This is a genomic window from Kutzneria kofuensis, from assembly GCF_014203355.1.
Classification (GTDB): Bacteria; Actinomycetota; Actinomycetes; order Mycobacteriales; family Pseudonocardiaceae; genus Kutzneria; species Kutzneria kofuensis.
Window position 1 is genome coordinate 4,841,538 of record NZ_JACHIR010000001.1, and the last position, 13,792, is coordinate 4,855,329.

At 70.4% G+C, this 13,792-nt stretch carries 11 protein-coding genes and 1 pseudogene; 2 read left to right on the forward strand and 10 right to left on the reverse strand.

Annotated elements, in window-relative coordinates:
• Window positions 1–166: 166 nt before the first annotated feature.
• The 5 genes and pseudogenes from BJ998_RS22570 to BJ998_RS47635 all read right to left on the reverse strand — a co-directional run.
• Window positions 167–1,222 (reverse strand): hypothetical protein, encoded by a 1,056-nt coding sequence (locus tag BJ998_RS22570; protein WP_184864579.1) that lies wholly within the window; start codon window positions 1,220–1,222, stop codon window positions 167–169.
• A 332-nt stretch (window positions 1,223–1,554) separates the two neighbouring features.
• Window positions 1,555–2,349, reverse strand: coding sequence for a hypothetical protein (locus BJ998_RS22575; RefSeq protein WP_184864581.1), 795 nt, complete (start codon window positions 2,347–2,349; stop codon window positions 1,555–1,557).
• Window positions 2,350–2,515: 166 nt separating this feature from the next.
• A complete protein-coding gene (locus BJ998_RS22580; protein WP_184864582.1) occupies window positions 2,516–3,418 on the reverse strand; it encodes a hypothetical protein in 903 nt (300 codons plus the stop codon).
• Between the two features lie 167 nt (window positions 3,419–3,585).
• On the reverse strand, window positions 3,586–3,894 hold the full coding sequence (locus tag BJ998_RS22585; protein ID WP_184864584.1) for a hypothetical protein: 309 nt from the start codon (window positions 3,892–3,894) through the stop codon (window positions 3,586–3,588).
• Window positions 3,895–3,999: 105 nt separating this feature from the next.
• Window positions 4,000–4,278: pseudogene (locus BJ998_RS47635) on the reverse strand (chorismate mutase); the annotation flags it as partial.
• Window positions 4,279–4,512: 234 nt separating this feature from the next.
• On the opposite strand from BJ998_RS47635, the gene pcrA reads away from it, so the two are divergent.
• Window positions 4,513–6,837, forward strand: coding sequence for a DNA helicase PcrA (pcrA, locus tag BJ998_RS22595; RefSeq protein ID WP_184864588.1), 2,325 nt, complete (start codon window positions 4,513–4,515; stop codon window positions 6,835–6,837).
• Window positions 6,838–6,999: 162 nt separating this feature from the next.
• Window positions 7,000–8,148 (forward strand): Fic family protein, encoded by a 1,149-nt coding sequence (locus BJ998_RS22600; RefSeq protein WP_184864590.1) that lies wholly within the window; start codon window positions 7,000–7,002, stop codon window positions 8,146–8,148.
• On the opposite strand, the gene BJ998_RS22605 is transcribed toward BJ998_RS22600, so the two are convergent.
• From BJ998_RS22605 to BJ998_RS22625, 5 genes are read right to left on the reverse strand one after another with little or no spacing between them, the layout of a single operon-like run.
• Window positions 8,145–10,763, reverse strand: coding sequence for a fumarate reductase/succinate dehydrogenase flavoprotein subunit (locus tag BJ998_RS22605; protein ID WP_184864592.1), 2,619 nt, complete (start codon window positions 10,761–10,763; stop codon window positions 8,145–8,147). The genes BJ998_RS22600 and BJ998_RS22605 overlap by 4 nt on opposite strands.
• Window positions 10,760–11,479: an ABC transporter ATP-binding protein gene (locus tag BJ998_RS22610; RefSeq protein ID WP_184864594.1), complete on the reverse strand. Its 720-nt coding sequence runs from the start codon at window positions 11,477–11,479 to the stop codon at window positions 10,760–10,762. The genes BJ998_RS22605 and BJ998_RS22610 overlap by 4 nt, the downstream gene beginning before the upstream one ends.
• A complete protein-coding gene (locus BJ998_RS22615) occupies window positions 11,476–12,249 on the reverse strand; it encodes an ABC transporter permease (RefSeq protein WP_184864596.1) in 774 nt (257 codons plus the stop codon). The genes BJ998_RS22610 and BJ998_RS22615 overlap by 4 nt, the downstream gene beginning before the upstream one ends.
• Window positions 12,246–13,559, reverse strand: a complete 1,314-nt coding sequence (locus BJ998_RS22620) for an ABC transporter substrate-binding protein (protein WP_184864598.1) — start codon at window positions 13,557–13,559, stop codon at window positions 12,246–12,248. Before BJ998_RS22620 ends, BJ998_RS22615 begins: the two co-directional genes overlap by 4 nt.
• A complete protein-coding gene (locus tag BJ998_RS22625; protein WP_184864600.1) occupies window positions 13,556–13,783 on the reverse strand; it encodes a 4Fe-4S dicluster domain-containing protein in 228 nt (75 codons plus the stop codon). Before BJ998_RS22625 ends, BJ998_RS22620 begins: the two co-directional genes overlap by 4 nt.
• Between the last annotated feature and the right edge of the window lie 9 nt (window positions 13,784–13,792).

A 13,792-nucleotide genomic window follows, 5' to 3' on the forward strand; every position in this document is an offset into this window, starting at 1 on the left:
GGCTGGCGTGCGTGGCCCGCCGTCCATCCGGCAGGACAGGTACCCAGGTTAGGGGGTGACCCTGTCAGTCCCCGGTCAATCCGACCGTGCGCTGTGACACGCCACAACTCGCCAGCCAGTATTCCACGACGAGGTGACGGTCAGCCGTAGGGAGGATTCGCGCTGGTCAGCCGAGCAGTCCCGTGATCGGGTCGAGCAGGCCGCCGATGATGCCCTTGTCCGGGGTCGAGCTCGACGGCGGCGGCGTGCTGTTGTTCTGCGACGACGTGCCGGCGCTGTTGTTCGGGCTGGACGGCGGCGTGTTGTTGCTGCCGTTGGTCGGCGTCGACGACGGGCTCGTCGTGCTCGGCGGGTTGCTCGGGGTGCTGCTCGGCGACGGCGCGTTCGTGGTGGTGGTCGGCGTGGCCGAGGAGGACGACGTCGCGCCGCCGTTCTGCTGCGCCTGCTGGCTCGCCGTCACGTACGGGGCGACGCGCGGCGGGGCCGCGTGCTTGTCGGTCGCCTTCGAGTTGCCCGCGGTGGTGCTGTCCGGGGTGACCTGCTCGGTGCCGCGCGGCGCCAGCGGGGCGTCGAGGGCCTGGCCGCGCGGGCCGCCGCCGTCGACGACCGTCAGCGGAACGCCGTTGCCGGAGGCGGAGTTCTGGTTGTTGTCCGCGTTCTGGACGTGGACGATGCTCGCGGCCACGGCGCCGCACAGGGCGGCGACACCCGCCGCTGCGGCGGCGATCTTCGGGGCCTGCTTGCGGCGCTGCTCGCGGGGCAGCTTGCCCTCGCGGCGGAGCAGCTCGCGAATGTAGATCTCACGGCTGGGGGTGTCGTCGCAGGCGACCGTCTCGACGGTGGGGGCCTCAGCGGCAGCGGCCGCTGCCGCGGCCCGCTCGGCGTCCATGGCCTCGACGTCGATCGGCGCGAGCAGCGTCTGCTCCTCCGGGTCCTGCGGGTTCTGCAGCACCGGGAGCGGGAACTGGTCGGTGTCCGCGTTCACCCCGACGAACGGCCGCGCCGCGTCGGAGCGCTCCTCGACGAACTCGTACGCCTCGGAATAACCGGTGGCGGGATACGACTCGTCCAGGTAGTAGTCGTCCTGCACGGCCGGGATGACGTCCGTGGTCTCGCAAGCCGTGGGCTCCGCCCATGCCTGGCGCGAAGACAACTGCTCGCCTCGATGGCGAGCGAGGAGCTCGGAAACGGGGATCTGCCGGGTGGCCGTGGTCGTGCCCACCCTCGTCGAGTCCTCGTACACCGTCGCGTCACCTCTCCGTCGGATCACTGACCGTGGTTTTGATACCGGATCAGAGGGAAGGCGTCACCAGTTTGGGGTAGAAGGCTCGCAGATTTGAGCTACTTAGTGCAGCCTTGATCGGCCAAATAGCCCAACGATGTGCCGGCGGTTGCCGTTTCGATGCCCACCTGTGACCTCCGGGCTGAAACACCGGGGAATACGGCCGCCGGACGCGATCGACGCCGCGCGGGCCGCCCACGCCCGCCTCTCGTGCGGGGTGGGACACACGGCCGGTCCGGCGCGGGGCCGTCCGTAGCAATCAGGTAATCCGGTCAGCCCTGCTGGGCCGATAGGACCTGGGCGCCGATGATCTTCGGCTGGTTGCCGCCGTCGACCCGGAGCAGCTGCTCCACGTGCAGCCAGCTGCCGTCGGCCTGCTGGATGCCGATCACGCCGAGCACGGTGCCGTCGGACATCGCCTCCACGCGCTCCGGCCGCACGACCCGCACCGACGACCAGGACCGGATGAATCCGGTCGGATCGAGGTCGGCCAGCGAGTCGCCCATCATGGCCAGCGCGTCGCGCGGGTTCTGGGCCACTGTGTTGTAGAAGTCGCGCACCACGTCGACCGGGCTGGCGGCGGCGTTCTGGGTCAGCGCCCGCTGGCTGGGGCCGGCGTTCACCGTCGGCGTGACGGCGGTGGGGGACGGGCCCGTGGTCGTGGAGGCGGCGCCCAGCGGCGAGGCCGGGTCGGTCTTGCCGGCGACCTCGGTGGCCAGAACGTCCGGACGCAGCGCGTCCGCACCGGTCAGCGCCTGCGGCTGCGGCGACGTCATCACCGCCACCCTGGCCGGCCTGGGCTCACCGGTGATCATGGACGCCGCCGCGATGGTGCCGGCCAGGGTGATCGCCCCGACGAGCACGCCGAGCAGCTTCAGCGCGGTGCTGGTGCGCGGGTCGCTGTCGTCCGGCAGGCCCTTGCCGCCGAGCAGGTCGCCGAGCAGGGCGTCGGTGGCGGCCTCCTCCGGCGTCGGAATGCGCACCGAGCCCGGCTGCCGCCGGATCAGATCGGCCACGCTGACCGAACCGCCACGGCTGTGCCGCCTGCCGCCAGCAGGACGCTCCACGGGCGTTCTCTCCTCGCCAGTGCCGTTCGAAGATGGGTACCGGAGCACTCGTACCGGGATCGACCCGGTGCGGGCCAGTTCTGGCGCAGAGTTCACCGCTTCGAGGTCGCCGTGGCTAGACACCTTCACTCGAAGGAATGAATCCCGGTGTAGAGGTTGCCGACCGTCACCCCGAGACCGGGGTGTCCTGGCTGATCAGCGGCAACACGCCGGGGGTGAAGGCGAGCACGTGCTCCTCGGTGCTCGTGGTGCCGTCCCGGTGCGTGACCAGCACCGTGTTGATGGTGATGCCCCTGCCCGGATCGATCGTGATGCCCCGCACCTGCACCGACGCCACGTCCTGGTAGCGCTGTTGCAGCGCCGCCTCGCCGTTGGCCTTGAGCGCGCCGGAGGTCAGCTGGTAGGCCTCGCCGACATTGGACGTCACCGCGGCGAAGAAGTGCTGCGTCTGCTGGGCGACCTTGCCCGGGTCGACCACGGGGCTCGTCACGCCGGTGACGGTGGTGATCGTCGGCTGCGTGGTGTGCGTGGGCGCGTCGCTGCCGTGCGTGCCGGTGGACGACGAGCCGGGCGTGTCCGGCCGGGTGCCCGTGCCCGCGGCGCCCGTCTTCGCCACGGCGCTCGGCGCGCCCGGCGGGAGCTGCCGTGAGGGGTCCGTGGTGGTCGGCAGCGGCACCTGGAGCGGATTGCCGGGGAACGACTCGATCTGCGTGCGCATCCGTGACGGACCGACCAGCAGCGCGCCCAGGACGAGCAGCGCCACCAGCGCCGCCACCGAGGAGCCGACCGTGAACCAGGCCGCCCGGCGCCAGGTGCGTGGCGGCGTCACCGAGGCCGGCACCGTGCCGATGTCGAACTTGCGCAGCCCCACCGCGTCCGTGTCGATCATCGGGTCGATCGGCGGCACCGCGGGCAGCGGGACGGTCGGCTCGTCGCACGGGCGGATGATGACCGGCCGGGCGTGGGCGGGCCGGAAACCCACCCGGGCCACCGGCTCGGGCAGCGCGCCGGGCCCGGACGCCGCCCGTCGATGCCGACCGTGATCCGCCTGCCCCGCCTCGCTGCTCATACTTCCAAGACCCTCCCGAGCATCCCTCCTGACGCGGATTTCCGGGCTGGACCGCTCCAGTGGGAATCACCCGTCAGAAGATCTCAGCGTAGGGCGTGAAACCGCGGCCGGCGGCGTCGGTCCCACTGCCGTGCCCGGTTACACCCGGTCGAGTGAGAGAAGGATTGCTACGGGTTGCTTCCGCTGTTCAGCTGCTTGCGCGCGTCCTGCAGCCCGCGCAGCGCCGTGCCGCCCGCGCCCACCGCCACGACGATCGCGATGATCTCGAAGAACAGGTTGCCGGACGCCATCAGCAGCGCCAGCAGCGACGCCACCGTGGTGATGCCGGCCTGCGGCCAGCGCGACCGCACCCACTGCACGATCGGCGCGCCGCCCGCCCGGCGGTTGGCGGCCGACCCGAGCACGAACAGGTATCCGTCGTAGGCGACCGCGGCCACGAGGCTGGCCAGGGCGATGATGACGGCGATGAACTCCATGCCCCCAGTGTGCTCGGGAAACACGGTCGAGGCATCGGTGACATCCCGGAGAAGTCCCCGGGGGTTTGTGCGTCTTGAAGACACCCATACCCCGCGGGCCTCACCTCACCGGCCGAGCGGTCCCCGGCCCATCCGCAGCAGGATCAGCGCGATGTCCTTGCCCTCCGGGCCGAGCCCCTCGCGGTAGCGGGCCAGGATGTCGATCTCCCGGTTGTGCACGATCTTCGTGCCGCCGTTGGCCATCCGCGTCCTGCCGACGATGCCGGACACCTCGGCCCGCCGCTTGACCAGCCGGATGATCTCCGCGTCCAGGTGGTCGATCTCCTCCCGCAGCGACGGGATGTCCGGGGTGGGCTGGTCGCTGACTGGCGTGCTCACTGTGTTCTCCTCCGCGTTTCGGAGATCGGTGGCCCCGGCAGCACAGAAGCCCCGGGTCCGAGGACTCCGGGGCTTCTGTGGTGGTCGTTTCGGCGCTACGCGACCACGGGAGCCGGAGTCCGGATCCCGTAAAAAAACTCGTAGTGGCGCGCGCACATGTCCGGAGTCTCGCACAGCCGGCGGCGCTCCGTCGACCCGTCGTGACGGAACTGTCAGTGCGGCCGGGTAGCGTTGGGGGCGATGAGCGCTCTGTTCGATCTGCCCACGAATCCCCCGGCGCGGGCGACCGGTCCCGACGCGTTGCTGGAGGGCCTCAACCCGCAGCAGCGTGACGCGGTCGTGCACGCGGGCTCGCCCCTCCTGGTCGTCGCGGGCGCGGGCTCCGGCAAGACCAAGGTGCTGACCAGCCGCATCGCGTACCTGCTGGCGGCCCGCGGCGTGCACCCCGGCGAGATCATGGCCATCACCTTCACCAACAAGGCCGCGGCCGAGATGAAGGAGCGGGTCTCCGGGCTGGTCGGCCGGCGCGCCAACGCGATGTGGGTGTCGACCTTCCACTCCATGTGCGTGCGGCTGCTCCGCCGCGAGGCCAAGACCCTGGGCATGTCGTCCAACTTCACCATCTACGACAGCGACGACTCCCGCCGCCTGGTCACCCTGGTGGCGCGCGACCTGGACCTCGACCCCAAGCGCTACCCGGCCCGCACGCTGGCCGTGCACATCTCCAACCTCAAGAACGAGCTGGTGGACGCCGAGACGGCCAAGGACCGCGCGGCCAACGACCTGGAGCGCCGGGTCGCCGAGGTGTACGAGTCGTACCAGCAGCGGCTGAGGCTGGCCAACGCGCTGGACTTCGACGACCTGATCATGCGCTCGGTCGAGCTGCTGCAGGCGTTTCCGGACGTGGCCGAGCACTACCGGCGGCGGTTCCGGCACGTGCTCGTGGACGAGTACCAGGACACCAACCACGCCCAGTACACCCTGGTGCGCGAGCTGGTCGGCACCGGCGAGGGCGGCGTCGCGCCGGGCGAGCTGTGCGTGGTCGGCGACGCGGACCAGTCCATCTACGCCTTCCGCGGCGCCACCATCCGCAACATCGTCGAGTTCGAGCGGGACTACCCGCAGGCGCGCACCATTCTGTTGGAGCAGAACTACCGCTCCACGCAGACCATCCTGAGCGCCGCCAACGCCGTGATCGCGCGCAACCCCAACCGTCGGGACAAGCGGCTGTGGACCGACTCCGGCGAGGGCGAGAAGATCGTCGGCTACGTCGGCGACAACGAGCACGACGAGGCCGGCTTCGTGGCCGGCGAGATCGACCGGCTGGTCGACTCGGGCGAGTTCACCAACGGCGACATCGCCGTGTTCTACCGGACCAACAACCAGTCCCGGGTCTTCGAAGAAATCTTCATCCGGCTCGGGCTGCCGTACAAGGTCGTCGGCGGCGTCCGCTTCTACGAACGGCGCGAGGTCCGGGACGCGCTGGCCTACCTGCGAGTGCTGGCCAACCCCGACGACGCCGTGAGCCTGCGGCGGATCCTCAACGTGCCCAAGCGCGGCATCGGCGACCGGGCCGAGGCGTGCGTGTCCGCCCACGCCGAGCAGCAGCGGATCGGCTTCGCCACCGCGCTGCGCGAGGCCGCCGCCGGCAAGGTCGCGCTGCTCAATCCCCGGTCCCGCAACGCCATCTCCGGCTTCGTCGCCATGCTGGACGAGCTGCACCAGGCCGTCGAGCGGGGTGACGACGTCGGCGACATCCTGGAGCAGGTGCTCGACGTCACCGGCTACCGGGCCGAGCTGGAGGCCAGCGACGACCCGCAGGACGCCTCCCGGCTGGACAACCTGACCGAGCTCGTCACCGTCGCCCGGGAATTCACCCAGTTCAACCTGCCCGAGCCGGACGAGGAGGACCCCGAGCCGGCCAGCAGCCTGGACGCGTTCCTGGAGCGGGTGTCCCTGGTCGCCGACTCCGATTCCGTGCCCGAGTCCGACGACGGCGTGGTCACGCTGATGACCCTGCACACCGCCAAGGGCCTGGAGTTCCCGGTCGTGTTCTCCACCGGCTGGGAGGACGGCGTGTTCCCGCACTCGCGGGCGCTCGGCGACCCCGCCGAGCTGGCCGAGGAGCGCCGGCTGGCGTACGTCGGCATCACCCGGGCCCGGCAGCGGCTGTACCTGTCGCGGGCCCTGATCCGGTCCGCGTGGGGCCAGCCCGCCGCCAACCCCGAGTCCCGGTTCCTCGGCGAGATCCCGTCCGACCTCGTCGAGTGGCGTCGGGTCGAGCCCGAGCGGGCCGCTCCCACCGTCACCACCACCTGGGGCCGTCGGTCCTTCGGCGACGACTCCTCGCGTTCGCGCACCACCCCCGCCTTCGCCAAGGGCTGGCAGCAGACGCCGACCCTGGAGCTCGAGGTCGGCGACCGCGTCAACCACGACAAGTACGGTCTCGGCACCGTCGTCGCCACCGACGGCTCCGGCCCTCGTGCCACCGCCACCATCGACTTCGGCTCCGCCGGCACCGTCCGCCTCATGCTCATTGGCGGCGTCCCCCTGGTGAAGCTCTGACGAACCGCTACATGCGGTGCACTCTGTCGCCGATGTGATACAGAAAAGGTTTTCTGGTATCGATCAGGCCGGCTAGTGCACCACAAGTAGCACTACATCGAGTGAACTGCTACCAAACTGGCTTCAAGTATCATTGTGATACGGATTTGAAGGTAGGTAGCTGTGCTTGTCGAGGTGTTCAGCGGTCGGCAGCGTGACCACGTGGTGCGCAGCGAGCGCGGCTATCTCGCGTTCGTCCCGCCGGATCTGCCGCCCGACGTCGCCTTCGATGTCGGGCTCGTGCGCCGGCTCTCGGCCGCGGACCGCGCGCTCGGCCAGCTCGCCGGGGTCGGCCGTACGCTGCCCAACCCGCACCTGCTCGCGCAGACCATGGTTCGGCGCGAGGCCGTGCTGTCCAGCCGTATCGAGGGCACTCAGGCAACCCTGTCCGACTTGGTGCGCTACGAGGTCGCGCCCGCCGCCACGCCGACCGGCGATGTCGCCGAGGTCTACAACTACGTTGCCGCCGTCGAACACGTGCTCGACCCGGACCGGCGGCTGCCGCTGAGCCTGTCGCTGCTGAGGGAAGCCCACGAGATCCTGCTGTCGGGCGTGCGCGGCGGCTACGCCACGCCGGGCGAGTTCCGGCGTACCCAGAACTGGATCGGACCGCCCGGTTGCGTGCTGGACACGGCCACGTACGTGCCGCCGCCTCCGGAGCGGATGTGGGAGTGCCTCGACGCCTTCGAGAAGTACCTGCATGTCGAGCACGACCTGCCGCCGCTGATCACCATTGCGTGCCTGCACTACCAGTTCGAGGCGATTCATCCCTTCATCGACGGCAACGGGCGGGTCGGTCGTCTGCTGGTCGCGCTGCTGCTCGTCGAGTGGGGCCTGCTGCCGGCTCCGTTGCTCGATCTCTCCGCGTACCTGGAGCCGCGCCGGGACGAGTACTACGCGCGGCTGCTGGCCGTCACGATCGACGGCGACTGGACCGGCTGGATCTCCTTCTTCCTGGATGTGGTGGCGAACCAGGCCGGGGACGCACTGCGTCGCGCGCAGGCACTGCAGGGCCTGCGTGAGGAGCTACGCGGCCGGGTGACCGGAACGAAGTCGTCCAGCCTGGCCCCGCGCCTGGTCGACGCGCTGTTCGAGACGCCAGCGATGACCATTGGCCGTGCCGCGAAGGTCTTGGGCGTGACTCATCGCGGTGCGACTCTCAACGTCGAGCGTCTGGCCGAGGTCGGCGTGCTGACCGAGGTGCCCAGCACCGGCCGGGCCAGACTGTTCCTTGCCGAGGATGTGCTGCGCGTGCTTTCCAGCGAGGATTAGCGGAGGGCGTGCCTCGCGTAGGCCCGGACGTCGGCGTCGGGATCGGCGAGGGCCTCGGTGAGTACGGTGACGGACTCGGCGGAGGCGGGGAGCTGGCCCAGGGCACGGACGGCGGCGCGGCGGACGTTGGGGTGCGGGTCCGCAACGGCGGCCAGCAGTTGGCCGGTGTCGGCCACCGCGGTGGCCGCCTCGCGAACCTGCCAGGCGGGGTCGGCGAGGGCGTCGGCGGCATAGGGCAGCAACGTGTCGGCGCCGGAGGCCAGGGCGGCGGCTCGGACAAGCGGGTCGGTATCGGTGACGAGCGGCACCAACGCGGCCTTGGCTGCGGCATCCGCGATGGAACCGAGCCCTTGTGCCACGGCGATGCGGACCTCACGGGACGAGTCGCCGACGGCAGCGGTGAGCGGGCCGATGGCATCGAGGGAGACGAGGCCGTGGACGGCCTCGATGCGCACCTCGGGCTCGTCGTCGGCGAGGGCCTCGGCGAAGGCGGCGAGCGACCCGACACGCAGGGACCGCAACAGATACAGGGCGGCGGAGCGGACGGCGGGTTCGGCATTGCGGACGGCGCGGACGAGCCGGGCGGCCAGCGGGTCGGAAGCGGAAACGACCTCCACCAACTCCCGCAACCCGGCTGCTGCAGCCCGGCGGACGGCCGGAGCAGGGTCGTCGAAGGCCTCGGCCAGCGCCAGCGCAAACCCGGCGGGGGTGGTCTCCGTCAAGGTCGTGACGGCGGTGACGCGGACCTCTTCGACAGGGCTGGCGAGGTAGGGGCGGAGGTCGTCGAGAGCCGGGGAGGCGTCGGCGAGGGCCAGGAGGGCGACGAGGTCGGCGGAGCCGCCGACCGAACGGGAACGGTGCTGCGAAACCGACTGAACGGCAACGGAGGCGGGGAAGTAGCGGGCGATGACCGACGGGGAACCGCCGGTGGGGGCGGGGAATTCGGGCACGGGCACCAGGTAGGGGGATACGGGGCGGCGGACGAACTCCATGGCGCCGTCGGGGGCGCGGCGGAGGTTGAGGTGGGCGAACCACGCGTCGTCGTCACGGTCGGGGTGGTCCATGCGGTCGTGGTAGAGCCCCCAGCGGGACTCGGTCCGGACGAGCGAGGACCGGGCGGCCATCTCGGCGCAGTCGCGGATGAAGCTGACCTCGGCGCAGCGCATGAGCTCGTGCGGGGTCCGAGCGCCCATGGCGGCGATCTCGGTGCGCATGCGCTCGAAGTGCTCGACGGCGATCTCCAGCCGGTTGGAGCTCTTGGGCGGAGCCACGTAGTCGTTGACCAGCCGACGAAGCTTGTACTCGACCTGGGGCTGCGGTGGACCGTCCGGATTGGACAGTGGCCGGTAGATGAGCTCGTGGGCGTCCGAGATCTGGTCCTCCGGCAGGGAAACCAGCGGCACGTCGAGCCCGGCGGCGTGGGTGCCGGCGAGGTCGCCGAAGACGAAGGCGCCGATCATGTAGTTGTGCGGCACGCAGGCGAGATCGCCGGCGGCGTACAACCCCGGCACGGTGGTCTGGCCGTTCTCGTCGACCCACACCCCGGAGGCCGAATGCCCGCCGCACAAACCGATTTCGGAGATGTGCATCTCGACGTCGTGCGTGCGGTAGTCGTGCCCACGCCCGGCATGGAAGGTGCCACGGGTCGGCCGCTCGGTGGTGTGCAGGATGCCTTCCAGGGCCCGCACGGATTCCTCGGGCAGGTGGGACAACCGGAGGTAGATTGGCCCGCGCTCGGAGTGGATCTCCCGGGCCACCTCGGCCATCATCTGGCCGGACCAGTAGTCGCAGTCGACGAAGCGGTCGCCGGCGGCGTTGGCCTGGTAACCGCCGAACGGGTTGGCCACGTAGGCGCAGGCGGGGCCGTTGTAGTCCTTGATCAACGGGTTGATCTGGAAGCACTCGATGCCGGACAGCTCGGCCCCGGCGTGGTAGGCCATGGAGTAGCCGTCGCCGGCGTTGGTCGGATTCTCGTACGTGCCGTAGAGATAGCCGCTGGCCGGCAGCCCCAACCGTCCACAGGGGCCGGTCGCCAACACCACCGCCTTGGCCGACACGGTGACGAAGTCGCCGCTGCGGGTGTCGAAGCCGACCGCCCCGACGGCCCGACCGCCGGAGGTGAGCACGCGCACGGGCATGACCCGGTTGGTGATCGTCACCAGCGACCGCATGCGCTTCTCACGGAGTACCCGGTACAGGACCTTCTTGACGTCCTTGCCCTCGGGCATCGGCAGAACGTAGCTGCCGGAGCGGTGCACCCGCCGCACGGCGTACTCGCCGTAGGAGTCCTTCTCGAACTTGACGCCGTAGCCCTCCAACCGCCGCACCATGTCGTAGCCGCGGGTGGCGGTCTGCATGATGGTGCGCTGGTTGACGATCCCGTCGTTGGCCCGGGTGATCTCGGCGACGTAGTCCTCGGGCGTGGCCTTGCCGGGGATCACGGCGTTGTTCACGCCGTCCATGCCCATGGCCAGTGCCCCGGAGTGCCGCACGTGCGCCTTTTCCACCAGCAGCACGGAAGCCCCGCGCTCGGCGGCGGAAATCGCGGCCATGGTGCCGGCGGTCCCGCCTCCGATCACCAGCACGTCACAGCTCAGCTCACGGCGTTCGGTCACTGCGTGCTCCCCAGTGCGGCAAGGATCTCGGCGCGGGCGGCGGAGTTGTCACCGTCACGGCGCGGAAACGGAACGTCCACGATGGACTTGATCGACGTGGGCCGGCCGCCGAGCACGGCGACCCGGTCGCCGAGGAACACGGCCTCGTCGACGTCGTGCGTGACGAACACGATGGTCGTGGGCTGCTGGGACCACACGTCGACCAGCAGCAGCTGCATGGCCCGCCGGGTCTGGGCGTCCAGCGCCCCGAACGGCTCGTCGGCGAGGATCACCCGCGGCCCGCTGGCCAGCGTCCGCGCCAGCTGAACCCGCTGCCGCATGCCGCCGGACAGCTCCCGCGGCAGGTGATCGGCGTAGCCGCCGAGACCGACGCGGTCGATCCACGACAACGCCTGCTCGCGGCGAGAATTCCTTGACACGCCACGGATCGCCAGCGGCAGCTCGACATTGCGGCGGACGCTGCGCCACGGCAGCAGCCCGTCCTCCTGGAACACCAACGCCCGCTCGGCCGAGGTCCGTACGATCGGCCGGCCGTCCAACGTGATCGTGCCGCCCGCCGGCCGGTGCAGCCCGGCGAGGGTGCGCAGCACGGTCGACTTGCCGCAACCGGAGCCGCCGACCAGCACCAGGATCTCGCCGGCTTCGATCTTGAGGTCGATCCCGTGCAGCACCGGGTTTTCCCGGTAGCCGACGGACAGGTCCTCGATCAGCATCATCGCGCGACCTCCGCTTCGCGAGGCAGCCAGCGGGTGACCCGCCGGCCGACGAGTTCCACCGCGGCCGCGCTGCCGAAGCCGAGCAGCCCGATGGTGAGCATGCCGACGATCACGCCGGGGTAGTCGACAACCGTGTACGCCTGCCAGGTCCGGTAGCCAACGCCGTACTGGCCGGAGATCATCTCGGCGGAGATCACGCAGATCCACGCCACGCCCATGCCCACCGACAGGCCGGAGAACACGCCCGGCAGCGCGCCGGGCAGCACCACGCTCCACAGCACCCGCCGCCGGTTGCCGCCCATCGTCAGCACGGCCTCCTCCCACACCACCGGCAGCGCGGCGACGGCGTGCCGGGTGGACACCAGGATCGGGAAGAACGCGGCGAGGAACGTGATGAACACGATGCCCTGCTCGTTGCTGGGGAACAGCAGGATCGCGATCGGCACCATCGCGATGGCCGGGATCGGCCGCAGCACCTCCAGCGGCGGCGACACCAGGTCGCCGGTCAGCGCGGACCGCCCGACGGCCACGCCGATCGCCACGCCGGCCAGCGCCGCCAGCGCGAAGCCGATCAGGATCCGGGCCAGGCTGTCGCCGAGATCCCGGTAGTACATGGACGTCTGCAGCTGGTAGCCGAAGTCCCTGGCGACGTCGACGACCGTCGGCAGCCGGTCGAAGTGCAGCCAGAAGTCCACGTGCAGGCTCGTCAGCAGCTGCCACAACAGCAGGGCGGCGACCAGGGAACCGCCGCGCAGCAGGTGTTTTCTCATGCCAGCCTCAATGCGGTGGGGTAGTCGACGATTCGGGCACCCGGATGGGAACTCACGTAGGCGCGTGCCTCGGCCTCGACGTCGAAGGGGCGCAATCCGTTGCCGTAGACCCAGTACGACTTGTCGGCGAACCAGCGCGTACCGGTGTCGGCGTCGTCTATGTACGCGGCGCGGACCTTCTTGCCGCTGTCGCGGATCGTGCGCAGCAACGCCTCCGGGGTCGGCGCGGTGACGGTTGCCGCGGAGCCCGCGAACCACACCTCGCCGGCGTTCACGGGTCGATGCACGGCCGGCACGGACAATGTGGCGAGCGGGCCACCATCCACAAAGGAGGAAAGATCCAGCCCCTTGATGCCGCCGATGGAACGCAGGAACGGAATGTCCTTCTGCAGGGCGGAGATCAGATCGGGGCGCAGGGCCGGGTCGAAGGTGACGAGGCCGTTGGGCCCGTTGTAGAGGTACACCACCTCCGGCGCGAGCCCGGTGACCGACGCGACCTTCAACGCCGCCTCCATCGGATGCGCGTTCAGGTACGCCGTCGCATCCAGCTGGGCCTGCAGAAACGCCTTCACCACATCGGGATTGGCCGTCGCGTACTTCTGGCGGACCACGACTCCGTGCCAGGTGGGCAGGTTCAGCGCGGCGCCGTCGTACAGCAGCCGGGCCTGGCCGGCGAACACGAGCTGCCCCGGCCACGCCACGAACTGCCCCAGCGCGTCCACCGCCCCGGCCCGCAGCGCCGACGCCCCGACCGCCGGATCCTGGTTGATCATCTGCACGTCGCGGTCGGAGTCGACGCCGACCAGGCTCAAGGCGCGAACGGTCGTGCCGTTTCCCGCCGACCCGATGCTTGTGGAAATGCGCTTGCCGCGGAGGTCGGTCAACGAGTGCGCCGGCGACGACGGCGGCACGACGACCATGTTCAGCGCCCCGCGCAGGTTGTAGCCGGTGGCGGACACCAGCTCGGTGCGCCCGTCGCCGAACTCCTGCGTCCGGGAGGCGTTGATCAGCAGCGGGAAGTCGCCCATCGAACCGATGTCGATCTTCCCGGCGACCATCTGCGCGGTGATCGGCGCGCCGGTGGAGTAGTCCTGCCACTCCACCCGGTACGTCTTGCCGGTCCGCTTCCCCAACGCCGACAACCGCCGCTCCAGGTACCCCTGGGCGCGCAGCAGCGTGCCGGCGGTGACGGTGTTGATGGTCTTCGACTGGTAGCCGACCACCACCGTCACCACCGAGGACGTCGCCCCCGACGCCACCGAGCAGCCCGTCAGCAACGCCAGCAGCAGCGCCGGCCAGGCCCGTCTCATCGGATGAGGTAGGGCATGTTGACGGTGACCGCGCCGGTGGGGCAGCGCGCCGCGCACGGGCCGCAGTACCAGCACTCGTCCACGTGCATGTAGGCCACGTCGGTCTCCGGATTGATGGCCAGCGAGTCCAGCGGGCACACGTCCACGCAAAGTCGGCAGCCCTTCACGCACAGTGACTCATCGATCACGACCGGGACATCCGCCCGGTTGGGCACCAAAGCCATGGGAACGAA